This is a genomic window from Chryseobacterium sp. JAH (assembly GCF_001507335.1).
Lineage (GTDB): Bacteria > Bacteroidota > Bacteroidia > Flavobacteriales > Weeksellaceae > Chryseobacterium.
Genome location: NZ_LMAH01000005.1, coordinates 139738 through 164251 on the forward strand (window position 1 = coordinate 139738; position 24514 = coordinate 164251).

Below are 24514 nucleotides of genomic sequence, written 5' to 3' on the forward strand. Positions count from 1 at the left end.
AAAATACATTAATAACTATTTTAATCACTGAGATTACTTATAGTACTAAAAATACATATGTCATCGATACGATTACATATGATCATTAAAAAAATATAAAATACATATGAAACTTTTAGTTGTAGGAAGTGTTGCTTTTGACGCAATAGAAACACCGTTTGGTAAAACAGATAAGATTTTAGGAGGAGCTGCCACATATATTGGGATTACTTCATCTGTAATGGGAGTGAAGTCTGGGATTGTTTCTGTTGTTGGAGGAGATTTTCCTCAGGAGCATCTTGATATGTTTACCAAAAGAGATATCAACATAGAAGGACTGGAAATCGTAAAAGATGGAAAAACTTTCTTCTGGTCGGGCAAATATCACAATGATTTAAATACAAGAGATACCTTAGCAACTGAAGTGAACGTTCTTGAAAACTTCGACCCTAAAATTCCTGAATCAATGCAGGATGCAGAGATTTTACTTTTAGGAAATCTTCACCCAGGTGTTCAGCTTTCTGTTCTTGAAAAAATGAATCAGCGTCCTAAATTGGTTATTTTAGATACCATGAATTTCTGGATGGATTCTGCGATGGATATTTTAAAAGATATGATTGCTAAAACTGATGTAATAAGCATCAATGATGAAGAAGCAAGACAACTTTCAGGAGAGTATTCTTTGGTGAAAGCAGCGAAGGTGATTCATACAATGGGACCAAAATTTGTGATCATAAAAAAAGGAGAGCACGGTGCGATTCTTTTCCATGATGGTAAAATATTTGCCATTCCTGCACTTCCATTAGAAGAAGTTTTCGATCCTACTGGTGCTGGAGATACTTTCGCAGGAGGTTTTGCAGCATATTTAGCGAAAAAAGGAACGTTCGATTTTGAAACAATGAAGTCAGCTTTAATCGTAGGATCTGCGATGGCTTCTTTCACAGTAGAAAAATTTGGAACAGAGAGACTTGAAGAAATTACAGAGGCTGATATGTTAGAAAGAATCAATCAATTTAAAGAATTGACGACTTTTACTGTTGAGCTGTAATCAATCAGGCTTTTTTAAGAAATATTTATAATAAAAAATTGAGTGTAATTCGCTAAGAATTATAAATTTGCAACTCGTTTAAAATAGTAAAATGATAAATAAATTAAAAATCGCTTTTCTTTTTGGAGTTTTTGCTTTGTTGTTTTCAACAAATGTACAGGCTCAGCTAAAGCAAGGTCAGTTGATTGATGGTATTGCGGCAGTGATTGGCGATGAAATTGTTCTCGAATCTGATGTGGAGGAACAGATGAATTATGCAAAGCAGCAAGGTGCTGGTACAGCAGATAAATGTGAGTTTCTTGAAAATCTTATCAATAACAAATTCCTTGTTTTTGAAGCTAAAAAAGATACCCTAATCGAAAACCGCTCTGCGTCAATCAAAGAGCAGGCAAATGCTAAATATAACCAGTTGCTTTCTCAGTTTCCTGATGAGAAATCAATGTTGACGGCTTATAAATTCAGAACCGGATACGAGATGAAGAATGCTATCGAGAAAATTGATACAGATACGTATTACGGTCAGGCAAAATATCAGAGAATTACAGAAAAAGCTGATGTTACTCCAAATGAGGTGACAGACTTCTATAATCTGTACAAATCTCAGTTGCCGGAAATTAAAGATGAGGTTTCAATTTCTCAAATTGTTATGAAACCACAATTGACTGAGGCTCACAAAGATGAACTGATCAGTAAATTAAAGAAGATAAAACAGGATATTGCTGGTGGAGAAAGCTTTGAAAGCCAGGCAAGAATTTATTCTGAAGATCCAGGTTCTGCACCTAACGGAGGTTTGATGAAAAACGTATTCAAAGGTCAGATGGTTAAACCTTTCGAGGCTGCAGCTCTGAATCTTCAGGAAGGTGAAATTTCTGAACCTATTGAATCAGAGTTCGGATACCACATCATTCAGTTGGTGAAAAAGTCTGGTAAAGCTTATGACGCAAGACATATTCTTTTGATGGCAACTCCTACAGATGCAGAGATGAATACAGCAAGAAAAAAATTAGATAGCATAAGAGGTCTAATTCTTGCTGAGAAAATTACTTTTAAAGATGCTTCTTTTAAATTTTCGGATGATAAAAAAACAAAATTTAACGCGGGAGTAATTGCTGGAGCTGATGGTTCAAATAAAATTGAAAGGGAAAGTATTCCTGTATCAATCAGCTACGAGCTGGCAGGACTGAACAAAGGAGATGTTACAACAGCATTTGATGATAAAGATGAAAGAGAAAGAAAAGTGGTGAAAATTGTAAAAATAGAAGATGTAATTCCTTCCCATCAAATTACTTTGGAAACTGACTATGACAGAATAAAGCAGATGGCTTTGAGAAAAAAACAAGGCGAGATGGTTGAGAAATTTGTAAACTCAAAAATATCAACAACCTTTATTTCTATCGATGGCCGTTATGACAATTGTGATTTTAAAGGAAACTGGAAGAAAGAATCAATTAAAAAATAAATGAAAGCCTTCAGAATTTTCTGAAGGCTTTTTTTATGCAATTTGTACACGAGATCTATTGTCAAATCTAGGTTTTTAGTATTTTTACACCATGAGCAATTTTATAGATTTCAATTCAGCCAAAAAACTTCACGAGATGCAGGAAAGCAAAAATAGAATTACCGAACTTTTTAATATTCAGTATCCTATCATTCAGGCAGGCATGATCTGGCATTCCGGTTGGAAGTTGGCTTCTGCAGTTTCAAACTGTGGCGGATTGGGGCTGATTGGTTCTGCAAGCATGTATCCCGATATTTTACGCGAAAATATTCAGAAATGTAAGAAAGCTACCGATAAACCTTTTGGTGTTAATGTTGCTTTGCTTTACCCCAATTTAGAAGAAATTATCAATATCATTTTAGAGGAGGGTGTGAAAATAGTTTTTACATCGGCCGGAAGTCCTAAAACATATACCGAAATATTACAAAAAGAGGGAGTGAAAGTGGCACACGTAGTATCATCAACTAAGTTTGCGATGAAGTGTGAAGATGCCGGAGTAGACGCTGTTGTAGCCGAAGGATTTGAAGCAGGCGGTCATAACGGAAGAGATGAAACCACAACTTTATGCCTGATTCCCAACGTAAGAAAACATATCTCAAAACCATTAATTGCAGCGGGTGGAATTGCCCTAGGTTCCCAAATGAAAGCAGCGATGATTTTAGGTGCAGACGGAGTACAGATCGGAAGCCGTTTTGCAGCTACGCTCGAAGCAAGTGCCCACGAAAAATGGAAGAAGAAAATCACCGAACTGAATGAAGGAGACACGCATTTAACCTTAAAAGAACTGGCTCCCGTACGATTGGTTAAAAATAAATTTTTCAATGATTTGGAAGATATCTATAACGTCGGGAGAAATTCGGAGTCATTAATAGCAGCTTTAGGAAGAGCAAGAGCAAAGAAAGGAATGTTTGAAGGTGACATGGAAGAAGGTGAGCTGGAAATCGGTCAGGTTTCAGCGTTGATTGATGAGGTTCTTCCTGTAAAAGAGGTTTTTGCCAATCTTTTGAGAGAATTTAATGCAACGAAAAATCCTGGTTTATAAATAATGATTGAAAAGGTAATTGATGTAAAAGGGCAAAACTTATTTATAAAATTTAATCATTCATTCGAAAACAAACCGACAATTGTGTTTTTGCATGATTCTTTAGGCTCAGTTGAGCTTTGGAGAGATTTTCCTGAGAAACTGGCTACTGCTGTTCGTTGTAATTTTCTAGTCTACGACCGCCTTGGATATGGAAAGTCCTTTACAATGGCGACCCATAAAAGAGAGAGCAATTACATGGAACTGGAAGCTGATTTGCTTAATGATTTGCTTTCTAAATTAAATATTAAAGATGCGGTTCTTTTCGGGCACAGCGATGGCGGTACAATTGCATTAATTGCTGCATCTAAATATTCTGAAAAAGTAAAAGCTTTAATCTGCGAGGCCGGACATATTTTTGTGGAAGATATTACAGTGCAAGGCGTGAAAAAAGCTTTAGATGCTTACAAAACCACAAATCTGCCGGAACGTCTGCAAAAATACCACGGGGATAAAGTGGATACCATTGTAAAAGCATGGACAGAAATTTGGCTCAGCGATGAATTCAGATCTTGGAATATTGAGCCAATGTTGAAAAATATTATCTGTCCACTCTTATTTGTTCAGGGAGAAAACGATGAGTACGGAAGTTTGGATCAGGTTGATAAGACGTTTACACAGGTAAGCGGAAATTCAGAAAAGTTTATCATTCCGAATGTTGGGCATACACCGCATAAAGAAACTCCCGAGATTGTTTTAAATAAATCAATTGAATTTATAAACTCAACCATAATTTGATTTGCGAAAGTTCAAAGAATTTTTGGTAAATATCTCTTATTTAAAAAAAAATCAATACGAGAAGACTTTAGTCCGCTTTAATGGTATGAACTAAATGGCTTCAGCCAAAAACTATAAGCCGTTCAGTTCAAATTCTATATTTTTTATTGCCTGAACTTCGTACTTTTCTTTAAAATATTCAGTTTTAAAAATACTTTCAAGCTCCAAAAAATGCTTTAAGACTTTTCTTCTTCCCGGTTTGTAGAGAAAATCAGGATAAATGGAATATTCTTTTCGGATGTTTTTGGTATAATCTAAATATGTTTCAGGATCTTTTCCCAGAATAGACAAATCAACATCTAATAAATAACTGATATCACTTTTTTCAGATTTCTGATGAGATTTTGTCGCTAAAATCTGTTCTGAGATTTCGGTAATGTCAGTTTCATTTAAACCCAACTTTTGAAGTCTCGACTTTGCAAATTCTGCACTCTTTTCTTCATTCAGTTTTGAAGTTGCGTCATAAATCACATCATGATAAAAAACGGAAAAGGAAACAGTACGGAAGTCTAGGATTTTATCTTTCACAAATTCCAATTCAGAAAGCATATTCTCCAAATGGCTTAAACTGTGATAATGTCTTCCTTTTTCAGAGTATTTCTTTTCAATTTCAAGCCATAAATTGTCAGCCAGTATTTCATTCTGACTGAATGATAAACAAAGTTGAAAGAAATAGTCTCTTAAATTCATACTTAAAGATATAAAAAAAGGAACTTAAAAAGTTCCTTGATTTGCTTCTAAATGCGCTTTCAACTCTGACCATCCGCCACCGTTGTAGCCATCTTTTAAACCTTCAGACTGAAGGAATTCTAATGCCTTTCCGCTTCTGTTTCCGCTTCTGCAAAACAATACAACTGGTTTTTCAATTGACAAAATCTCGTCTTTTCTGTCTTCTACTTCACCTAAAGGAATATTCTGAGCACCGTCAATACTTCCGTCCATTTCCAATTCCATGGGTTCACGAACGTCGATTAAGTGGTAATTTCCTGATTTTAAAACTTCTGCTAATGACATAATATTTGATTTTTTAGAGTTAATACATTAAATGGATCATAAATTTTTCACAAATCCAAAGACCAACAAATTTATAAAATAATCTTAGTTTTGCAATGTAAAATAATGAATTCAACTTCCGAAAAATATTCACAATTAATTAAGGCCAAAGCCAAAAGTTTTGGGTTTCAGAATTGTGGAATTTCCAAAGCAGATTTTCTCGAAGAAGACGCTCGTCATTTGGAAAAGTGGCTCAAAAATAATTTCCATGGCGAAATGAAATACATGGAAAATCATTTTGATAAACGTCTCGATCCGCGATTGCTGGTGGAAGGTTCAAAATCAGTTATTTCGCTTTCTTACAATTACTTTCCTGAAGAAAAAATTTCCACTTTAGAGAATTTTAAAATATCAAAATATGCTTACGCAGAAGATTACCATGAAGTGATCAAAGAAATTCTCCGAGATATGGTTCTGGAATTGCAAAACGAAATTGGTGATTTTGGTTTCCGTGTATTTGTAGATTCTGCTCCTGTTCTTGAAAGGAGCTGGGCCAAAAAATCAGGAATTGGCTGGGTAGGGAAGAATGCTAATTTAATTACCAAACAAAGTGGCTCATTCTATTTTTTAGCTGAAATCATCTGCGACCTGGAATTGGTTAATGATAATGAAACAACTGATCACTGCGGAAGCTGCAGGAAATGTATTGATGCCTGTCCCACAGATGCGATTGTGTCTGATAAAATTGTGGATGGAAGCAAATGTATTTCTTATGCGACAATCGAATTGAAAAATGAAATTCCGGATTATTTTAAAGACAGAATGGAGGAGTGGATGTTTGGCTGCGATATCTGTCAGGACGTCTGCCCATGGAACCGTTTTTCTGCTCCGAGTCTTCAGACGAAATTTAAACCCAATGAAGCATTAAAAAATTTCAGGAAAGGGGAGTGGAAAGAATTAACTCAGGAGCTATTCTCGGAAATCTTCAGAAAGTCACCGGTAAAACGGACGAAATTTACGGGATTGAAAAGAAATATTGAATTTTTGAATGGCTTTTCGGAACAATTGATGTAAAATCTAAAGTTGAAAATACCTGTTTGAAAATTTTACTTTCCAAAAATAAAGTGGGTAATTGTCCTTTCCTTAAAATTTTGTTTTTAAAGAAACTAAAGATTTTAATTCGCAAAAATTAAAAAATCCTGTCCTGTAAAAGAAAAATTGACTTTCAAAAAGATATTATCTTTAAGAAAATCAACGTTTTTTCTGAGTTCTTTTAGGAGCTGTTTTTACTCTTACTTTAAATCTTTTTTGGGATTTCGTGTTTTTGTGCATATTCGTGATACTTTGTTGACTAAATTTACTGATTTTTCGGAATAAAACAAATACTTTTACGAAAAATTGATAATTAAATTTTATTCATCTACAATCATCAACATGAGTGCGAAAATAATATTCATTTACCTCCTTAAAACTTTAGGAATCATCTTGGGAATCATCGTAGTGTACGCACTTTTGGGCTATTTGCTGCCATTCATTGAAGTTTCGGCAAAAGATGATGGCGGCAAAAAACAAGTTCCCATATATATCTACACCAATGGCGTTCATACCGATATCGTCATGCCCGTGAAAAATGATCTTCACGACTGGAGTTCTAGCATTCCTTTCGCAAATACAACATCGAAAAAAACAGATTATAACTATGTGGGAATAGGTTGGGGTGATAAAGGTTTTTATCTGGATACACCGACGTGGGCAGATCTGAAATTTTCAACCGCTGTGAAAGCTGCTTTTTGGATGAGTGAATCTGCAATGCATACTTCATTTTATAAAACAATGACGGAAGCATCAGACTGCAAAAAAATAATGATCAGCAGAAAGCAGTATCAGGATCTTATCAAATTTATTGATGCTAAATTTGATAAAGATCAGAAAGGTAATTATATTTTGATCCCAACGAAAGCGGTTTACAGTGATAATGATGCTTTTTATGATGCGCGGGGACGTTACAGCTTCTTAGATACCTGCAACACGTGGGCAAATAATGCCTTGAAAGCAGCCGGCCAAAAAGCAGCACTTTGGACACCTACAGACTACGGAATTTTCATTCATTATAAATAATTCAAGTGCGATTTTCCTTTTTATTTTTGATGGTACTTTTTTTTGTTTCATGTCAGAATGATAGCAAGAGGTCGTTACGCACGATTATTTCTAAGGAAAAGACAGGTGTTGGAATAAAGAAACCGGAATTAGATTTAATTAAAACAAAAAAGAAAGCGCAGGAAGCTCTTGACTTTTGCAGAAGAAAAAACATGAATTATGATTTCTGCATTCTGATTGATATGAGCCTGCATTCTGGGGTAAACCGTTTTGTAATATGGGATTTTACAAAGGGTAAAATTTCGGGTCAATATCTTGTTGGTCATGGTTGCGGAAAAAACGCATGGAGCAGTGATGAATCAAAAGAAGATCCATCATTCAGCAATGAAGACGGAAGTCACCTTTCTTCATTGGGAAAGTATATGATATCAGGAAGAGGTCACAGCGATTGGGGAATTAATATAAAATATTTGATGCACGGACTTGAAGAGACCAACAGTAATGCAATGAAGAGATTTATCGTTTTTCATTCATGGAATTTGATGAGCGATAAAGAGGTTTTTCCAAAAGGCTCACCGGAAGGCTGGGGCTGCCCGACGATTTCAAATAATGCGATGAGAAAGATTGATCCGCTCATTAAAAAGTCTGGAAAGCCAGTTTTGATGTGGATTTATAATGAATAAACATCCCTGAATAATCATAGAAACTTTCTTTTATCGGAAAATGAATATATTTTCAGTGAAATTTTTTAAGTAGAAAAAATACCTTTGAACTGATTCTCCATTAGTCTAAAAAGTCTGGAGGATAGGTTTTTTGATTGTATTTCAGATCAAGTTGTTTAAGTAATTGTTTTCTTTCTTCAGTTAATTCCGGCATTTTTAAAAATTCTCCGAAAGCAACAGGTTCGCCTATTTCCACAAACATTTTTTCCAGTCCGGCAGGAACTACAGTACAAAGTAATCTTGCGAATTCTTTGGATTGATTCTTAAAACAGTGCACTGCTCCTCCCAAAGGAATGTTGATGAATCCATCTTTACCAACCGTCTTTTTCTCATGTTCTGTTTTAAATTCTACTTCTCCCTCCAAAACATAAAACATCTCCTGCGTATCTTCGTGAGCATGCGGAGGTGGCCCTCCATTGGGAGGTACAACCATTTCTATCACTGCATAGTTGCCATTCGTTTGATCACCCGAGATTATAATTCTATAATTTCCGCCAGCAATGCCTAAGAATTGACCTTCTTTGCTTTCGATTATTGTAATATCTTTATTCATCCTAATTATTTGAGTACTCTCTACTTTATTCTTACCTTTAATTATCTAAATTAATAAAAATATTACACGCAACAATTCATTTGATTGATAATAATGAAATAGTAGAAGGGGAAAAGCTGTTTTTCCCTGTTACATGAATTTACCTTGTGAATAAAATCAAAAGGCACCAACTGTCTGCAGTTAGTGCCTTTTTTGTACCCAGTACCAGAATCGAACTGGTACATCTTTCGATACTAGAGTTTGAGTCTAGCGCGTCTACCAATTCCGCCAACTGGGCTTGATGTTTGTTTTAAATTGGTGTGCAAATATAGGAACTTTTTTTAATGTTCAAAAACTTTTTGCGAATTTTTCTTTAGAAATTTATCTCCAAACCGTCGTAGGCAAGGTGTATTCCGTCGGGAAGTAACTTATCTTCAATGTCATGCAGCCCAAAATGATGACTGATATGCGTTAAAAATAATTTCTTGGGTTTAAGCCCTTCATGTAATTTTATGACGTCTGCCAGAATAAAATGAGCAGGATGTGGATCAAATTTACGGATGCAGTTTAAAATCAGTACATCCAGATTCTTAAGTTTTTCCTTTTCAGTATCTGAAATAAAGCCGGCATCAGTAATGTATGCTAAGTTTTTAAATTTATAACCGAAAACTGAAATTTTGTAGTGTATAACTTCTACAGGAGTTATTTCAATATCTAAGACTTCAAAAGAATTGTTTTCAATGCTATGCAAATCAAACGCAGGGGCTCCCGGATATCTATCATCAGCAAATGCATATGGAAAACGGTTTTTAACCTCATTTCCTACTCTTTCACTACAGTAAAGCGGCATATTTTTACCGCTTTTGAAAATTAACGGACGCATGTCATCAAGACCTATAACGTGATCATTATGTTCATGGGTTAAAAGCGCAAGGTCGATATGGTTTTCTCTGTTGATCAGCATTTGCTGCCTAAAGTCGGGGCCGCAGTCGATGAGGATTTTTTTATTTTCATCGGTTGTTACCATTGCAGATGATCTGAAACGGTTGTCCTTTGGATTTTTTGAGGTGCATACCTCGCAGTTGCAACCAATAACGGGAACGCCCTGAGAAGTTCCGGTTCCTAAAAATTTCAACTTCATTTGTTTTGAGGTTGGTTTAATTTTGGTAAATTTACGAAAAATTTAATGTCCTAATGTATCAGAAACTAACTCCTAAACAAAAAGCATTAACAATTAATCTAGATCCTACTATTTATGGTACTTTCGCAGAAATTGGAGCAGGGCAGGAAACTGTACGACACTTTTTTAGAGCAGGGGGAGCTTCAGGTACGATTGCTAAGGCAATGTCAGCGTATGACAAAGATTTTAGTGACGCCATCTACGGAAAAGAAGTTAAAAACAGGTATGTAACTCAGAACAGACTTCGAAAAATGCTTCGCTATGAAGTTTCATTAATCGAAGAAAGAATTTCAAGAGAAAACAGCCCAAACAGAAAGTTTTTTTCCTACGCCAATACAGTAACCACTATCAATTTTGATAAAACCGTAAAAGGTCACGGATGGGTAGGAATTCGTTTTCAGGTAAAAGAAAATGAAGATTATAATGAAGTGGTTATTCACGTAAAATTCAAAGAGAACGATGCTACTTTGCAGCAGGAGACTCTTGGGAATTTGGGGGTAAATCTTATCTTCGGAGCATTTACATATTTTGATAATCCAAGACGTTTGATAGAATCACTTTATGATGATGTGGCTACCGATAATCTGGAGATAGATATGATTGATTTCAGCGGTCCCGCTTTCGCTTATGTTGATAACAGACTGATGTCTTTGCAGCTCGTGAAAAACAATATGACCGATGCTGTGATTTTTAATTCTCAAGGGAATAATATGCTTCCGGCAGATGTTTTGTACAAAAAAAATATTTTCGCTGTAAGAGGAAGTTTTAGACCTGTAACGAGAGTGAATATTGATATGCTGCGCAACGGTATGGATATGTTCCTGAAAGATGCCATCTGTACGCAGGAGGAAACAGAAGTTCTGATTGAAATTACCATCTCTAATCTGCGTGCAGACGGAGATATTGATGAACGCGATTTCTTGGATAGAGTAGACGTTCTCGGAAAATTAGGATATACCGTTATCATCTCAAACTTCTCAGAGTATTACAGACTGATCGACTATTTCTCTCACTACACAAATGGAGATATTGGTGTAGCCATGGGTGTGAATAATATGCTGATGGTATTTGATGAAAAATATTACAAAGATCTTTCGGGCGGAATTCTGGAAGCATTCGGTAAGTTTTTCAGAAACGGAATGAGAGTTTACCTTTACCCTTACAAAGATCCTGAAACTCACGAATTGCTTGATTCTGATAATCTTAAAGTGGAAGAAAGTCTGAAAGAATTATATAAATATTTCAAACTTAACAATCGTATTGTGGATATTAAAAACTACGATCCGGAGTTTTTGGAAATTTATTCTAGAGAAATACTGAGAAAAATAGCTTGCAATGTTAGCGGTTGGGAAAATCAGGTGCCGGAAGGCGTTGCTGAAATGATAAAAGAAAGAGGAATGTTCGGTTATAAACAAGAGCTTTCTCTAAAACAATTTTCTTAAAACAAATTTAAAATGTCTGAATTAAAAAAAAGACTTTCGTCTATTCTTGAAAGTCCAAAACATAACACTGAAGAGAAACTTGAGAAAGTTTGTCATCTTTTAGATCAGGAAATTTCTTACTTTAACTGGACGGGATTTTATTTCAAAAACGGAGATAAAAACGAGTTGAAATTGGGGCCTTATGTAGGTGCAGAAACTGACCATATCATCATTCCTTATGGAAAAGGTATTTGCGGGCAGGTTGCAGTTTCCAACGAAACGTTTATCGTTCCTGATGTTCATTTACAGGATAACTATCTGAGCTGCTCAATTGATACTAAAGCAGAGATTGTAGTTCCTATTTTCAAAAACGGTGAAAACATCGGTCAGATTGACATCGATTCTCATACGATTGATCCTTTTACGAAAGAAGATTTAGAATTGTTGGAATGGCTTTGTAATGAAGTTTCAAAAATATTGTAGTATTTTTTTAGCTTAATCAAATATATGAACTCCGATTTTTAATCGGAGTTTTTTTTATATTTATACTTCTTATTCATAAAGAAGTGAATAAAAAAATATAACATTCAATAAAATTTAATTCGTCATGATTAAAAATCACTATATTGTTTTAATAATTCTCCTTTTCATTATTTCGTGTAAAAATGAGAAGAATCAAACTGTGGCCAAACGAAAACCTCAGGAAGAGGTCACTGAAAATTCAATGATTCAACCTCCTGTTTTTTTAGATTCTTTAAAAACAGAAAATGAAATTCTGAAGCATCTTCAAAATCGGAAAATAGAAATTTCTTCTCATTTGAAAAATTCATCACCTGAAAATGCTGGTGAAATTTATGAAAATCTAAAAAAGGAAAATGATTCTGCAGTTTTGCTTTTAGCTCTAAAACAGATGGTTTTGCTTGAGCACAGATATTAACACAAAAGTTTCCGGATGATGTCAAAAAAATAATTGATAGATACGAAAAAACAGGAATTGAATTTTGGGAAATCGGAGAAGGAATGACAGAACTCAGAATGTTTCCCGATTATTATTTAAAACTATTCACTGGCAGACTTACTGCAGATTATCAGCAGTATCTCGAGATCATTTCAGAAGAGGATAAGTTTCTTTTTGCTGCCGACGCCGGAATTATTATCCCATGGCGCGATGTTGCCCTTAGAGTGGAGGTTCGAGAAAAGTTTTTGAAAAGTTTTCCCAATTCAAAATTAGCGAAAAAAATAAAAGATGAACTGAAGGACTACCGTTACGCATATCTTGCAGGATATGATAATACGCAGACGAATGAGAAGGGCATTTTTTTTCCTGAAAATGTAAAAGAATTCAGACGTTTTGTAAAAGAAAATCCGAATAGTGAAACTTCAAAAATTATTGTTGAAATGCTGGCTCAAAAACGGAACAGTGAAGAGCTTTGGAGTTTTATCAAGCAAAGAATTTGATTTGAATAGCGAGCAATGAGTTGCATCTCATCAAATACTTTCCAGCATTATAATTTCTCAATTTAAAATAGTAAATAATCCATAAATCCGGGGAGTAGGTTTGAGAGAATAATCGATATATTATTTTTTTCTAATTGTTTTAAAGAGATTAAAATAAGCAGTTACATTGGAAATAAATTTCTCAATATATTAATTCAATGTAATTAGAAATAATTCTAGTCTTCGTCGATCTAAAAAATATTTGCATCAAATTTGCAACCCAAATAGTAATTTAATTTTAATATAAAACATGGATAGAAGAAAGGATAATTTTATAGATAATTTCTCAACTTATTTCACAGAAAGGAAAAAAACTTTGTTTCTATGTTTTTCACTGTTTTTTGTAATCGTCTTTTTACTTCTTAGTGTCTACGTAATTCATTTTACTCCGTCATGGGATATCATGGTTTCTCAGGAGATACAGGAGGACCAAAATGAAATTTTAGACAGCCTGATGAAAGGTTTTAGTTGGCTGGGCACTGTTTATGTTGCTGCAGTTATGGTGATTCTGTTTTCTCTTGTTTTCTTACTATTCAAATACATCAACGAGGCTTTGTTTACTTTATCATGCCTTCTGTCTGGTGGTGTCAGTTACGTTTTAAAAATGATGATCGACCGACCGCGACCTAGTGTAGATTTTGTAAGAGTTGTACAGGAAACACATTATCAGAGCTTTCCGAGTGGTCATGTCTTGTTTTATACTACATTTTTTGGCTCATTGATGGTAATTGCTTTATATTCAAGAGTTTTAAAACTGTCGATCAAGGCGATTATTAGTTTGGTTTGTCTCGGGATGATTGTGCTTGGAGCTATTTCACGTATTTACTTAGGTGCACACTGGTTTACTGATGTTCTCGGAGGATTTGTTGTGGGAGTTCTTTTTTTGATGATTACGGCAAGCTTGTATATAAGGAGCAGAAAATAAGTATAAAAAAATCGCCGTCAGAAATTTCTGACGGCGAATATTATTTGTTTTGTTCAATTTTGAACTACTATACTTTATAAGTAAATGCATTGATGTTCATACCTGCTCCCACTGATGCAAAAAGAATAATATCACCTTCTGCGAAAGAGTGTTCCTCCATCTCACCTTTCATAATCAGATCGTATAAGGTAGGTATCGTTGCTACACTGCTGTTTCCAAATTTATGAATAGACATTGGCATAATATCCACTGGTGCAGTCATGTCATAAAGGCTGTAGAACCTGTCGATAATTGCTTCATCCATTTTTTCGTTCGCCTGGTGAATTAAGATTTTCTTTAAATCTTTAATATCAATTCCTGCTTTTTCTAAACAAGATTTCATAGCGAGTGGCACTTTTGTCAAAGCAAATTCATAAATCTTTCGTCCTTTCATTTTAATGTAACGAATATCTGATTCATCCTCCTGCTTATAAGAAGTTCCGAAAAACAAAAAATTGGCTTCGTCGTAAGCGTAGGTGGCGCTTTCATGAGAAAGGATCCCATTGTTCTGGTCTGTGGCCTCCACAATCACTGCACCTGCACCATCAGCATAGATCATAGAATCACGGTCATAAGGATCTGTAACTCTGGATAAAGTTTCTGCTCCTATTACCAGACATCGTTTTGCAATTCCTGCTTTTACAAATGAACTTGCATGAATCATTGCCTCATTCCATCCCGGACAGCCAAACAAAAGATCATAAGCTACACAGCTAGGGTTTTGTATACGAAGTTTATTTTTTACGCGGGTTGCAATACTTGGTACTGTGTCTGACTGAATTTTTCCTTTTTCAATATCACCGTAATTATGTGCAACTATAATATAATCAATAGACTCTCGATCAATATCTGCATCTTCTATTGCCTTTTCTGCTGCAAAATAGGCAAGGTCTGATGTGACGTGCTGAGAATCAGCATATCTGCGTTCTTCAATTCCTGTAATATCTTTAAATTTTCCAATAATAGACTCTGGAAATTTGATTGCTAAACCATCTTCATTCAAAAATACATGATCTTTAAAATCGGCATTTCTCATCACATTCTCTGGGGTATAGCTGCCGGAACCTTTAATTCTTATATTCATCATAGATATCTTTAATACATACCCACTGAAAGCTTTTTTTACGGAGTACTATTCAAAATTATGATAATTCCCTGTCTTATTGCCCATTTCATAAGATTATTATAAAATTATTTTAAATTCTGAGCATAGGATATTTAAAAGGCTTTGGTTTTCAGGTGTTTATGTATTTTGTTTTAAAAGGCTTTAAATTAAGAATTCTTTTTGTATTCTTCGATGTTTTTAAATTTTGAATGATATTCTCTCAGACGATTAGAAACCGCTTCGGTACTTACGGGATCGTGGTGTGGGATTTGTATTTTAGCCCTTGTTTTTTATTTTCAAATTCTTATGAGTAAAATTAATATTTTTTGGTTCCGAAGAGATCTCAGACTTGAAGACAATACGGCACTTTTTCATGCATTAAAATCCGACTGTAAAGTATTGCCGCTATTTATTTTTGATCAAGAAATTTTGGATCAGCTTCATGATAAATCAGATAAACGAGTAGACTATATTCATCAGGCGTTGACGGATATTAACAATGAACTGAAAAAATACAAAACAACACTCAAAACATTTTATGGAACTCCGATTGAGGTTTTCGAGAAATTGGTAGAAGAATTTGATGTAGATACTGTTTTCTGTAACCGCGATTACGAACCGCAGGCGATCAAAAGGGATGAAGAAATCAGAGAGTTTCTCTGTAAAAAAGAAATTAAATTTTCCGATTTTAAGGATCAGGTTATTTTCGAAAAAAATGATGTTCTAAAGGATGACAATTTACCGTATACTGTTTTTACTCCTTACTCAAAAAAATGGAAGCTGAATTTCAATTCCGTTAAAATCGTAGGATACGACAGCGATTTTTCAAATTTTGTTCATGTAAAAAATGAAAGTATCATCAGTTTAAAACAAATTGGTTTTGAAAAAACAGATTTTGAATATAAGAAACCCATTCTAGAAAAAAAGTTAATTGATTCTTATGATACATACAGAGATTTTCCCGCATTGGATCATACAACGCATTTAGGAATTGCACTTCGTTTTGGAACCATCTCGGTGAGAGATTGTGTGAAATTTGCAGTGAATCATAATGAAGTCTGGCTAAGTGAACTCATTTGGCGGGAGTTTTTTATGCAGATCCTATATCATTTTCCTTATGTTATTAAAGGTTGCTTCAAGAAGAAATATGAAAATATTCAATGGCGAAATGACGAGAACGAATTTACAAGATGGTGCGAAGGAAAAACCGGCTATCCTATTGTAGATGCGGGAATGAGACAGCTCAATGAGACCGGATTTATGCATAACCGAGTGAGAATGATAACGGCAAGTTTTCTTACCAAACATCTGTTGATCGACTGGCGATGGGGAGAGGCTTATTTTGCACAGAAACTTTTAGATTACGAGCTGTCATCCAATAATGGAAACTGGCAATGGGCAGCTGGTTGTGGTTGCGACGCAGCACCATATTTCAGAGTTTTTAGCCCGGAAGCTCAAACACAGAAATTTGATAAAGACTTAAAATACATCCGCCAATGGCTGCCGAAAGATTATGACATCCAGCCAATTGTTGCGCATAAAGATGCAAGAGAAAGAGCCTTGAAAACCTACAAAAAAGGATTGGAATGATATAGTATAGGTATATTTTAATTTATTGAAACTACATGAACGTTTATTTTTAATAAAAATCACATTTCATGATTCAGATATTTCACAACTACCAACTTAATCCACTATATTTGTTTATATTTTCCGCTTAATGAACGCTCCAGACTATATTCAACCAGAGCAACTGCTTTCAATACTCTTCCAATCACCTAATGCAACTGCTGTTTATACAGGTGCTGATATCAAAATTATCAGTGTTAATAATGCAATGCTGAAATTTTGGAATAAAGACAAGAGTATTGTCGGGAAATCTTTTGATCAAGCACTCCCTGAGCTTCTGGGGCAGCCGTTTTTCGATATCTTAAAAAATGTTTATAATTCTGGTGAAACGTATTTAGCCAAAGATTATCCTGCAATTCTCGAAAAAGATGGTGTAGCCAAAAGCTTCTATTTTGATTTCGAATATAAACCTATCTTAGATGAGCATGGGAAAACGGCATTTATTCTACATACAGCATTTGAAGTCTCTGAAAGAATGGAGGCCACAAATCTTGTAAATGAAAAATCGAATACAGAGGCGAGACTCTCTAAAGATTTAGCAGCTTTGAATGAAGAATATCTTGCCACCAATGATCAGCTCGTTTCAAGTAATGATAAACTGCAGACTGCAAATTATGAGCTGATACAGTTTAAAAATCAAATGCAGGAGCTGAATAAAATTCTGTATGAAAGTGAAAACCGCTTCCGATCATTGATAGAGCATTCTCCTGTTGCAATGGCTTCTTTAAAAGGAGAAAATTTCCAGGTTGCCGTTGTTAATGACGCTGTGTTGGAAATTTGGGGTAAAGACCGCTCAGTTTTGGGACTACCTCTTCATTTTGCACTTCCTGAGCTTGAAGGCCAACCTTTTTTAGGTATCCTTAAAGAAGTTTATCATTCAGGGAAACCCTTTTATGGTCAGGAACTGAAGTCTCAATTAAAAATTAATGGAGTACTTACAGATCGATATCTGAATTTCGTCTACCAGCCCATTCCTGGAACTGATGGAAAGATGGATACTATCCTCATTGTAGCTACCGATGTAACTGATCAGGTAAAATCCAGAGAATCAGTCAATGAGATTAATACACGGTTACAGATTGCTTTAGACGCCAGCAGTCTTGGTTCTACTGAGGTTCATCTGGCAACAGGAAAAATGCAAAGTACAGATCAGTTTAAAAGAAATTACGGTTTTTCTCCCGATGAAGATTTTGCTTACTCAGATTTGTTTGAAGCAATATTTCCTGACCATCGTGAGAGAGTGAAAGGTCTCGTGCAGGAAGCGATTAAAAATAACAGCATTTATAAAACTGAATATCCGGTAAAATGGCGCGACGGATCTTTGCACTGGATTCAGGCTCACGGCAGACCGAGATATGACGAACACGGAAATGCAGACCGAATGGTAGGTATGACCGCCGACATTACCGATCAAAAACTCTTTGAACAGCGTAAAGACGATTTCCTGAGCATAGCAAGTCACGAACTGAAAACGCCCATTACTTCACTGAAAGCATCATTACAGCTCTTAGACAGAATGAAAAATAAACCGTTTTCTGACATGCATGTCAGATTGATCGAGCAGTCTGGTAAAAGTGTAGAAAAAATGATGGTTTTAGTTGATGAGCTTTTAAATATGAGCAGGCTGAGTGAAGATCAGCTGAAACTTGAGAAGACAAAGTTTAATCTGCATGATATGCTAGCCATGAGTTGTAACCATATCAGAATGGAAGGTAAATATCATCTGATTCTTCAGGGAGAAAAAAATCTTGAAGTATATGGGGATGAGCATAGAATCGATCAGGTAATCATCAATTTTGTAAACAATGCAGTGAAATACGCGCCGCACTCTACAGAGATTATCATTAAAACTGAATTGCAGGAAAACTGTGTGAAAGTTTCGGTACAGGATTTTGGTGAGGGTATTGATGAGAAGATTCTGCCAAATCTATTTGACCGTTATTTCCGTGTAGATCACTCCGGAAAAGCGTATACAGGGCTTGGCTTGGGGCTGTACATTTGTGCTGAAATCATCCGAAGACATGGCGGCGAAATTGGTGCAGAAAGCAAAATAGGTGAAGGAAGCATTTTTTGGTTTACTATTCCAGGTTAGATTGATGGGCTGTAATTAATCTTCAAAATCATCAACTTCATCAGGATTGATTGTTTTGGTGACTACGCCGTGACCAATCAGATTTTCTCCTTCAAAAAAATCAAAATCTAATCCTTCATAAATTTTTCCGGTGATATATTCGCTTTTCAGCAAAGCTATTTCTGCAGTTGCGGTGTCACCCGGAAATACCAGATCATCCCCGGAAAACGTTTGAGCTCCGATGTAAAATTCCAAATCAAATGGGAATTTTATTAAAGATCTGTATCCTGAAGACACAGGAGCTATTTTCACACCGTCTTTCGCAGGCAAATAGGTGAGAAGAGCGATGAAATTGGGTTTGATTTTCATTGTTGAGAAATAGCTTTTTTAGCTTAAAACGAAAGTAAGAAAATTTATGTGAATTCAGGTCTTCTGTACACATAATTCCCTTTATAAATTCATCATTCTTCAATGGCTTGATTTTAGATAAGTCATATTTATTCACGCTTACTTTAGTTAAGGTCAAAATTATTCATATGAAAAAGTTTACAAAAATAATTTTGAAAATATTAAAATGGATCGGAATTTCACTCGCATCTATTCTGTTTTTAATGTTTATCATTCCGCTATTATTTCCAGGTACGATTTCTAAGCAGGTAAAAATATTTGCCAATAAACATCTTGCGGGTGAGCTTGATTATAAAAAAACTCATCTCACATTTTTTAGACATTTTCCATCACTTACAGTGTCGGTGGATGATCTATTATTAAAAGGTTCAAAACCATTTCAAAAAGACACCTTACTTGCAGCAAGGGAAGTTGCAGCAGGAATTAACCTTAAAAATCTGATTTTTGATGGTGAAGTGAAGATTGATGAAATCTATGTTACGGATGCTTTTGCCAATGTTTTTGTGAATACAAAAGGCGAAGCCAACTACAATGTTTATGTTTCAAAACCTTCTAACAAACCAAAGGATACTACCGAGAAAGGGGCTTCTATTAAGCTGGATTTAATAAAATTCAGAAATATTAATATCAAATATAATGATCATGCTGCTCGTGTGCTAGTCGATGCGAAAGGTTTAAATTACACCGGAAAAGGTGGATTGAGTCAGGATGTTTTTGATCTGGAAACCGATTTGGATATTAATTCATTAGATTTCAGCCTAGATAGAATATGGTATGCGAAGCAGAAAACGCTGCATGCAGATTTGATTACTAGAATCAATACCAATGCACTGACTTTTGTCCTTCGAAAAAATGAGTTGAGAATCAATGAACTTCCTCTAAAGTTCACAGGTTTCCTTAGTATTTTAAAAGATGGATATGATTTAGATATAAAAGCAGCATCTGAGAAAACTACCATTCGGGATATGCTTTCTGTTTTGCCACCGCAGTATTTGGATTGGGTGAAAGATACCAAGATCGAAGGAAACAGCGATTTGTTTTTTAATCTGAAAGGGAAATTCAGTGAAGCCAAAAATCTCAAACCTCGATTGAAAGCAAGATTGTTGGTTCAAAATGGTTTTATCTCTAGTGGAAATGCTCCGGTGCCGATGAATAATCTGAATATGGATTTAAATGTTGACTTACCTGACCTGAATACCGATCAATTGGGTATAGATTTAAAGAAATTAAACTTTGATTTAGGACGGAATAATAATTTTAGGGCAGTTGTGCAAACCAAAGGTTTGAAGGAGATGATGGTCAAAGCTGACATCAAGGGTGCTGTGAATCTTCAGACTCTGGATAATGCTTTAGGATTAAAAAATATAGACATTAGAGGTTTACTCGATACCAAAATAAAAGCCAATGGACTTTTCAGTTTGGAGAAAAAATTATTCCCGAAAACCAATGGCTATTTAAATTTGAAAAACGGTTGGCTACAAACAAAATATTATCCAAATCCGATTCAGAATATTAATATTGCGGCTCATATTACCAATACGGACGGAACTTTCAAAAGTCTTGGAGTAAAACTTGATCCTTTTAAATTTGATTTTGAAGGAAATCCGGTTTTCGTGAATGCAGATCTGCAAAACTTTGAAGATCTTTTGTATAAAGTAAAGGCAAAAGGCGTTCTCAATGTAGGAAGAATCTATAAAGTTTTTGCAAAAAAAGGCCTGGATATTAGTGGTCTGATTATGGCTGATCTTGCTTTGAACGGACGTCAAAGCTACGCATCTTCAGGACAGTACAGCAAACTGGATAACAGAGGGAATTTAATTTTAAAAAATATAAAAGCCACGACAGAATATCTTCCGAAATCATTTTACATAAAAGAAGGTAATTTCGAATTTGAAAATGAAAAAATGTGGTTCAGAAAATTTTTTGCCACTTACGGGAAATCAGATTTTGCCTTGAATGGACATCTTATCAATACAATTAACTATTTTATTGAAAGAAAGGGTACACTTCACGGCAAGTTTGTTCTTAACTCGGGATATATTCTCATCGACGAATTTATGGCACTTAAAAACGGAGATAATACCGATCAATCTATAGAAGTAGAATATGCAAAAGTAGAAAATCCAAAAAGCAGCGGTGTGGTTATCATTCCTAAAAATCTCGATGTTTCTTTAGGGGTGAATGCTAAAAGGGTTGAATTTAAAGGTTTGGACTTAAATAATCTGCGAGGTATGGCATCAGTGAATAAAGGGGAAGTTAACCTGAAAGAAACTTCCTTTGATATTATTGGCAGCCGCATGAAAATTGATGCCCGATATCAGGATGAATCTCCATTGACGGCTAATTTCGATGTTGCTTTGAATGTTTTAGATTTTAATGTTCAGAAAGCGTATAAAGAAATCGACATGGTGAGGGAGATGGCTACTGCAGCAAAAAATGTCAAAGGAATTGTCTCTATAGATTACAAGTTGAAAGGTGATTTTGATGAAAATATGATGCCTATTTATCCATCATTAGAAGGTGGGGGAGTGGTTAACCTGAGAGATGTTGAGGTGAGAAATTTAAAAATGCTTTCAGCTGTAGGAAGTAACATCGGTGCAAAAGCGTTTGATAATCCGGATATGAAAGGAGTGAATATAGAAACACATATCAAGAATAATCTAATCCATGCTGATAAATTTACTTTTAAAGTTTCTATTCTAAGGCCCACAATTAGTGGTACAACAAGTTTTAATGGTTTGCTTGATTTAAGAATCAGAGTTGGTATTCTCCCAGGGGGAATCATAGGATTCCCTATTGTAGTCACTGGAACTCATGACAAACCACAAGTTAAAATCTTCAGTAAAACAGGTCAAGGGATTATTGATGCACTTTACAATAGAAAATATAACAAAGTCATTCGTGAAGAAAAACGTGCAGAGAAAAAAAGTAGACGTCAGCAGAAGAAGGAAAAGGCGGCTCAGGAAGCCAAAGCTAAAACAGCCGAAAAAGAGATAGTAACAGATCTGAGGAGAAAATAAGAGATGTATTGTATTATCAGCGTATTATATTCATTAAATTTAAATTCGCGCGAGTTGAGAAAAATCAGCATTCAAACCATAAAGAATTGTTATTTAAAGCATATTAAATTCTTGTTAGTACAAAAAAGCAGAGCTAAATAGAGCTCTGCTTTTTAATTATAGATGAATGTTGGTGTAATATTACTAATTGCTTATTTTCCAGTGAGTACCACTTTTAGGAGGGTCGCTGGGATCAGGAACAATTATCGTGTCTTTTTTCCCGTGGGGATGCTTCTTCGGTGGTTCTAATGTGTCACCAGAAATACCTAGGCTGTCACTTTTTTTCCATTGAGTTCCGATTTTTGGGGAATTATTTGGCTCTACCTCTACATCTGAAGAATCACGATTAGATGAACCATGATGTTCTCTTTTAGCTGTATTTTTGTCGAAAATCTCTTCTTTGTCACTGCTCAATACATCATCCTCACGGCAGGATATCACCCCAACGCCCATTAGCATAATTATGATAAAAATGTTCTTATGTATCATGTTGTGATTTAAAATGTTATGATCAGTTTTAACAAAGGTATTGATGTGATGTTCACTATGCAACTATATAGAAGATGATTTATCAATATGTAGTAATAATTTATAAATTTTTACAGGGTATTGGTTCGGTAATTGTTTGATTGATAGCTGAATGTTTGTTTAATTGCAATAGTTTGTTATTTATAATTCACCATTGTAGTAATTGATTTATTTGCTTATTTTTGACTATGATTTTTAAGAAAAGACACCAATTGATCAAAAAGCTGCTGACTTTATGCTGTTGTTTCTTTGTATCATTTTTACTTTCACAGGATTATTATGCTGGGTATCGAAAAAAGTATTGGGGGTATGAAGAAAATGACCAGCGCGCATTTGTTTATGTTAATCAATATATAAGTCGTGCCAGATCAGAAAAGAATTATTCGGAATTATTCCAGGCATATAAAGATGCAATTTTATTTTCGAAAGATCAAAAAGTAAAATACTCTGACAGCGCTATTGTTGCTGCAAAACAGTCTGGTAATAGAGATTTGGTAGGTGATGCCTATTTAAGTAAGGGAGCGGTATATTATTTTACTTACAGAAAATTTCAACTTGCATTAAATGAATATTTAACAGCATACGAATATCTGAAGGATTCGAAAAATGAATTCCTAAAATATCAAAACCTCTATCATATTGGGGTTATTAAAAGCTATTTGGGCTATTATGATGAAGCTTTAGAAATTTTTCAAAAGTGTATTGCTTTTTTTGAAAGTAAAATAAAAGCTGATCTTCATGAGAATTTAATCTATAATAATACAAAAGGCTATCTGAATTCTTTACATCAGGTCATTATATGTTATCAGGCGATGGGGAAATTTGATGAGGCTAAGAAAGTTCTAACGATTTTTGGTGCTGCTATACCCAAGACAAAGGATTTCAGTTTAGAATACAGCTATTTCAAAAAAAGCTTAGGAGTTTCTGAATTTTCGGAGAAAAAATACCCAGATGCGATTAAGGATTTTGATCAATCGTTACCAGGTCTTCTAAAAGTTAATGATTTCACATGGGCATCTTATGTGTATTTTTATAAGGGAAAAAGCTATACTGATTTGGGAAAACCTGAATTAGGCATCACAAATTATAAAAAGGTTGATTCTATTTTTAAAAAACATCATTTTATTTTACCGGAACTGAGAAGTAATTATGAAGAGCTGATCAATTATTACAAAAAAAAGAAGAATCCGGAAAAGGAGCTGTACTATACTAATCAGCTGTTAAAGGTTGATAGCGTGATTTCTTCTGATTTTAAATATCTCTCAACACGTATTTACAAAGACTATGAGACGAAGCAGTTGCTGGAAGTTAAAGAAAATCTTGAAAAGACCAACTCATTCGGTACTGTGTTGTTAGTCATTTCTACAATCGTAATTATTCTCCTTGGCTGTATGATGTTCTATAGAACAAGGAAACAGAAGCAAATTCAGAAGAAGTACAATGAATTATTGGTGAAGATAGAGGATGAGAAGTTTCCAGATCCTGAAAATGAACCTTTAAAATTTGATCTTAATAAAAATGTAAAGCTTGATCAAAATATCGTTGAAAAGTTACTGAAAGACATCAGTAATTTTGAAGCCAATGAAAAATTTCTTGAAAAAGGTCTTACCCTGAAAAAACTTGCCGAAAATTTTAAAACCAATACTTCGTATTTATCGCAGGTAATTAATGAATATAAAGGCACAAATTTTAGTGTTTATATAAATGTGTTGAGAATAAATTATGCAACACAGAAAATATATCATGACAGAGAGTGGCGAAAATATTCTATAGAGCACATTGCGTCTGCATCGGGTTTCAGCAACAGGCAGAGCTTTTCTAATATATTTCTGGAAATAAACGGAATTCGTCCGGTCGATTTTATTAAAAAAAGAATTAAGGAGATAGAAGCTGGCGAAATCTAATGTTAGGTTTTATTACAAAAT

Annotated in this window: 23 protein-coding genes and 1 tRNA gene; 16 read left to right on the forward strand and 8 right to left on the reverse strand. The window is 34.8% G+C overall.

What is annotated here, in order from left to right:
• Positions 1-106: 106 nt before the first annotated feature.
• The 4 genes from AR685_RS12345 to AR685_RS12360 all read left to right on the forward strand — a co-directional run bounded on the left by AR685_RS12345 (position 107) and on the right by AR685_RS12360 (position 4344).
• The gene (locus AR685_RS12345) at positions 107-1027 is read left to right on the forward strand and encodes a PfkB family carbohydrate kinase (protein ID WP_059124753.1); all 921 of its coding nucleotides are present in this window, start codon (positions 107-109) and stop codon (positions 1025-1027) included.
• 91 nt (positions 1028-1118) lie between these two features.
• Positions 1119-2486, forward strand: a complete 1368-nt coding sequence (locus AR685_RS12350) for a peptidylprolyl isomerase (protein WP_047445663.1) — start codon at positions 1119-1121, stop codon at positions 2484-2486.
• Between the two features lie 91 nt (positions 2487-2577).
• Positions 2578-3567: an NAD(P)H-dependent flavin oxidoreductase gene (locus tag AR685_RS12355; RefSeq protein ID WP_228376437.1), complete on the forward strand. Its 990-nt coding sequence runs from the start codon at positions 2578-2580 to the stop codon at positions 3565-3567.
• Between the two features lie 3 nt (positions 3568-3570).
• Positions 3571-4344, forward strand: a complete 774-nt coding sequence (locus AR685_RS12360; protein ID WP_059124754.1) for an alpha/beta fold hydrolase — start codon at positions 3571-3573, stop codon at positions 4342-4344.
• Between the two features lie 111 nt (positions 4345-4455).
• On the opposite strand, the gene AR685_RS12365 is transcribed toward AR685_RS12360, so the two are convergent.
• Positions 4456-5073: a hypothetical protein gene (locus AR685_RS12365; RefSeq protein ID WP_059124755.1), complete on the reverse strand. Its 618-nt coding sequence runs from the start codon at positions 5071-5073 to the stop codon at positions 4456-4458.
• Between the two features lie 24 nt (positions 5074-5097).
• Complete coding sequence (locus tag AR685_RS12370) at positions 5098-5397, reverse strand: rhodanese-like domain-containing protein (protein ID WP_047445668.1); 300 nt, start codon at positions 5395-5397, stop codon at positions 5098-5100.
• 105 nt (positions 5398-5502) lie between these two features.
• Between AR685_RS12370 and queG the strand changes: the two genes are divergently transcribed.
• From queG to AR685_RS12385, 3 genes are all read left to right on the forward strand, one after another.
• Positions 5503-6450, forward strand: a complete 948-nt coding sequence (queG, locus tag AR685_RS12375) for a tRNA epoxyqueuosine(34) reductase QueG (protein WP_059124756.1) — start codon at positions 5503-5505, stop codon at positions 6448-6450.
• Between the two features lie 360 nt (positions 6451-6810).
• Positions 6811-7494, forward strand: a complete 684-nt coding sequence (locus AR685_RS12380) for a TIGR02117 family protein (protein WP_059124757.1) — start codon at positions 6811-6813, stop codon at positions 7492-7494.
• A gap of 29 nt (positions 7495-7523) precedes the next feature.
• Positions 7524-8156 (forward strand): murein L,D-transpeptidase catalytic domain-containing protein, encoded by a 633-nt coding sequence (locus AR685_RS12385; protein WP_059124758.1) that lies wholly within the window; start codon positions 7524-7526, stop codon positions 8154-8156.
• 100 nt (positions 8157-8256) lie between these two features.
• Here AR685_RS12385 and AR685_RS12390 read toward each other — a convergent pair whose 3' ends face one another.
• The 3 genes from AR685_RS12390 to AR685_RS12400 all read right to left on the reverse strand — a co-directional run bounded on the left by AR685_RS12390 (position 8257) and on the right by AR685_RS12400 (position 9868).
• Complete coding sequence (locus AR685_RS12390; RefSeq protein WP_059124759.1) at positions 8257-8748, reverse strand: cupin domain-containing protein; 492 nt, start codon at positions 8746-8748, stop codon at positions 8257-8259.
• A 195-nt stretch (positions 8749-8943) separates the two neighbouring features.
• A tRNA-Leu gene (locus tag AR685_RS12395) sits at positions 8944-9025 on the reverse strand.
• Positions 9026-9100: 75 nt separating this feature from the next.
• A complete protein-coding gene (locus tag AR685_RS12400; RefSeq protein ID WP_059124760.1) occupies positions 9101-9868 on the reverse strand; it encodes an MBL fold metallo-hydrolase in 768 nt (255 codons plus the stop codon).
• A 53-nt stretch (positions 9869-9921) separates the two neighbouring features.
• Between AR685_RS12400 and AR685_RS12405 the strand changes: the two genes are divergently transcribed.
• The 5 genes from AR685_RS12405 (at position 9922) to AR685_RS12425 (ending at position 13750) form a co-directional block, all read left to right on the forward strand.
• Complete coding sequence (locus AR685_RS12405) at positions 9922-11349, forward strand: hypothetical protein (RefSeq protein ID WP_047445790.1); 1428 nt, start codon at positions 9922-9924, stop codon at positions 11347-11349.
• 12 nt (positions 11350-11361) lie between these two features.
• A complete protein-coding gene (locus AR685_RS12410) occupies positions 11362-11811 on the forward strand; it encodes a GAF domain-containing protein (RefSeq protein ID WP_047445792.1) in 450 nt (149 codons plus the stop codon).
• Positions 11812-11935: 124 nt separating this feature from the next.
• Positions 11936-12265, forward strand: a complete 330-nt coding sequence (locus AR685_RS12415; protein WP_131777624.1) for a hypothetical protein — start codon at positions 11936-11938, stop codon at positions 12263-12265.
• An 83-nt stretch (positions 12266-12348) separates the two neighbouring features.
• A complete protein-coding gene (locus AR685_RS12420) occupies positions 12349-12786 on the forward strand; it encodes a hypothetical protein (RefSeq protein WP_059124762.1) in 438 nt (145 codons plus the stop codon).
• Positions 12787-13075: 289 nt separating this feature from the next.
• Positions 13076-13750: a phosphatase PAP2 family protein gene (locus AR685_RS12425; RefSeq protein WP_059124763.1), complete on the forward strand. Its 675-nt coding sequence runs from the start codon at positions 13076-13078 to the stop codon at positions 13748-13750.
• 67 nt (positions 13751-13817) lie between these two features.
• Here AR685_RS12425 and AR685_RS12430 read toward each other — a convergent pair whose 3' ends face one another.
• On the reverse strand, positions 13818-14873 hold the full coding sequence (locus tag AR685_RS12430) for a 3-oxoacyl-ACP synthase III family protein (protein WP_059124764.1): 1056 nt from the start codon (positions 14871-14873) through the stop codon (positions 13818-13820).
• A 327-nt stretch (positions 14874-15200) separates the two neighbouring features.
• On the opposite strand from AR685_RS12430, the gene AR685_RS12435 reads away from it, so the two are divergent.
• Positions 15201-16484: a cryptochrome/photolyase family protein gene (locus AR685_RS12435; RefSeq protein WP_047445798.1), complete on the forward strand. Its 1284-nt coding sequence runs from the start codon at positions 15201-15203 to the stop codon at positions 16482-16484.
• 130 nt (positions 16485-16614) lie between these two features.
• Positions 16615-18615 (forward strand): ATP-binding protein, encoded by a 2001-nt coding sequence (locus AR685_RS12440; protein WP_059124765.1) that lies wholly within the window; start codon positions 16615-16617, stop codon positions 18613-18615.
• A 15-nt stretch (positions 18616-18630) separates the two neighbouring features.
• Here the strand turns inward: AR685_RS12440 and AR685_RS12445 are convergent, their stop codons facing one another.
• Positions 18631-18963, reverse strand: a complete 333-nt coding sequence (locus tag AR685_RS12445; protein WP_059124766.1) for a hypothetical protein — start codon at positions 18961-18963, stop codon at positions 18631-18633.
• Positions 18964-19130: 167 nt separating this feature from the next.
• Here AR685_RS12445 and AR685_RS12450 point away from each other — a divergent pair, with 167 nt between their 5' ends.
• Positions 19131-22022: an AsmA-like C-terminal region-containing protein gene (locus AR685_RS12450; RefSeq protein WP_059124767.1), complete on the forward strand. Its 2892-nt coding sequence runs from the start codon at positions 19131-19133 to the stop codon at positions 22020-22022.
• Positions 22023-22205: 183 nt separating this feature from the next.
• On the opposite strand, the gene AR685_RS12455 is transcribed toward AR685_RS12450, so the two are convergent.
• The gene (locus AR685_RS12455) at positions 22206-22550 is read right to left on the reverse strand and encodes a hypothetical protein (protein WP_131777625.1); all 345 of its coding nucleotides are present in this window, start codon (positions 22548-22550) and stop codon (positions 22206-22208) included.
• Between the two features lie 251 nt (positions 22551-22801).
• Here AR685_RS12455 and AR685_RS12460 point away from each other — a divergent pair, with 251 nt between their 5' ends.
• Positions 22802-24493, forward strand: a complete 1692-nt coding sequence (locus AR685_RS12460) for a helix-turn-helix domain-containing protein (protein ID WP_165592814.1) — start codon at positions 22802-22804, stop codon at positions 24491-24493.
• Positions 24494-24514 lie beyond the last annotated feature (21 nt).

What these genes read in the sequence shown, in the direction of transcription:
- queG (WP_059124756.1), top strand. Translation starts at nt 5,503, where the DNA reads ATGAATTCAACTTCCGAAAAATATTCACAATTAATTAAGGCCAAAGCC.
- AR685_RS12365 (WP_059124755.1), bottom strand. Translation starts at nt 5,073, where the DNA reads ATGAATTTAAGAGACTATTTCTTTCAACTTTGTTTATCATTCAGTCAG.
- AR685_RS12435 (WP_047445798.1), top strand. Translation starts at nt 15,201, where the DNA reads ATGAGTAAAATTAATATTTTTTGGTTCCGAAGAGATCTCAGACTTGAA.
- AR685_RS12415 (WP_131777624.1), top strand. Translation starts at nt 11,936, where the DNA reads ATGATTAAAAATCACTATATTGTTTTAATAATTCTCCTTTTCATTATT.
- AR685_RS12430 (WP_059124764.1), bottom strand. Translation starts at nt 14,873, where the DNA reads ATGAATATAAGAATTAAAGGTTCCGGCAGCTATACCCCAGAGAATGTG.
- AR685_RS12445 (WP_059124766.1), bottom strand. Translation starts at nt 18,963, where the DNA reads ATGAAAATCAAACCCAATTTCATCGCTCTTCTCACCTATTTGCCTGCG.
- AR685_RS12400 (WP_059124760.1), bottom strand. Translation starts at nt 9,868, where the DNA reads ATGAAGTTGAAATTTTTAGGAACCGGAACTTCTCAGGGCGTTCCCGTT.
- AR685_RS12425 (WP_059124763.1), top strand. Translation starts at nt 13,076, where the DNA reads ATGGATAGAAGAAAGGATAATTTTATAGATAATTTCTCAACTTATTTC.
- AR685_RS12385 (WP_059124758.1), top strand. Translation starts at nt 7,524, where the DNA reads ATGGTACTTTTTTTTGTTTCATGTCAGAATGATAGCAAGAGGTCGTTA.
- AR685_RS12440 (WP_059124765.1), top strand. Translation starts at nt 16,615, where the DNA reads ATGAACGCTCCAGACTATATTCAACCAGAGCAACTGCTTTCAATACTC.
- AR685_RS12420 (WP_059124762.1), top strand. Translation starts at nt 12,349, where the DNA reads ATGACAGAACTCAGAATGTTTCCCGATTATTATTTAAAACTATTCACT.
- AR685_RS12380 (WP_059124757.1), top strand. Translation starts at nt 6,811, where the DNA reads ATGAGTGCGAAAATAATATTCATTTACCTCCTTAAAACTTTAGGAATC.
- AR685_RS12355 (WP_228376437.1), top strand. Translation starts at nt 2,578, where the DNA reads ATGAGCAATTTTATAGATTTCAATTCAGCCAAAAAACTTCACGAGATG.
- AR685_RS12450 (WP_059124767.1), top strand. Translation starts at nt 19,131, where the DNA reads ATGAAAAAGTTTACAAAAATAATTTTGAAAATATTAAAATGGATCGGA.
- AR685_RS12410 (WP_047445792.1), top strand. Translation starts at nt 11,362, where the DNA reads ATGTCTGAATTAAAAAAAAGACTTTCGTCTATTCTTGAAAGTCCAAAA.
- AR685_RS12350 (WP_047445663.1), top strand. Translation starts at nt 1,119, where the DNA reads ATGATAAATAAATTAAAAATCGCTTTTCTTTTTGGAGTTTTTGCTTTG.
- AR685_RS12390 (WP_059124759.1), bottom strand. Translation starts at nt 8,748, where the DNA reads ATGAATAAAGATATTACAATAATCGAAAGCAAAGAAGGTCAATTCTTA.
- AR685_RS12360 (WP_059124754.1), top strand. Translation starts at nt 3,571, where the DNA reads ATGATTGAAAAGGTAATTGATGTAAAAGGGCAAAACTTATTTATAAAA.
- AR685_RS12455 (WP_131777625.1), bottom strand. Translation starts at nt 22,550, where the DNA reads ATGATACATAAGAACATTTTTATCATAATTATGCTAATGGGCGTTGGG.
- AR685_RS12405 (WP_047445790.1), top strand. Translation starts at nt 9,922, where the DNA reads ATGTATCAGAAACTAACTCCTAAACAAAAAGCATTAACAATTAATCTA.
- AR685_RS12345 (WP_059124753.1), top strand. Translation starts at nt 107, where the DNA reads ATGAAACTTTTAGTTGTAGGAAGTGTTGCTTTTGACGCAATAGAAACA.
- AR685_RS12370 (WP_047445668.1), bottom strand. Translation starts at nt 5,397, where the DNA reads ATGTCATTAGCAGAAGTTTTAAAATCAGGAAATTACCACTTAATCGAC.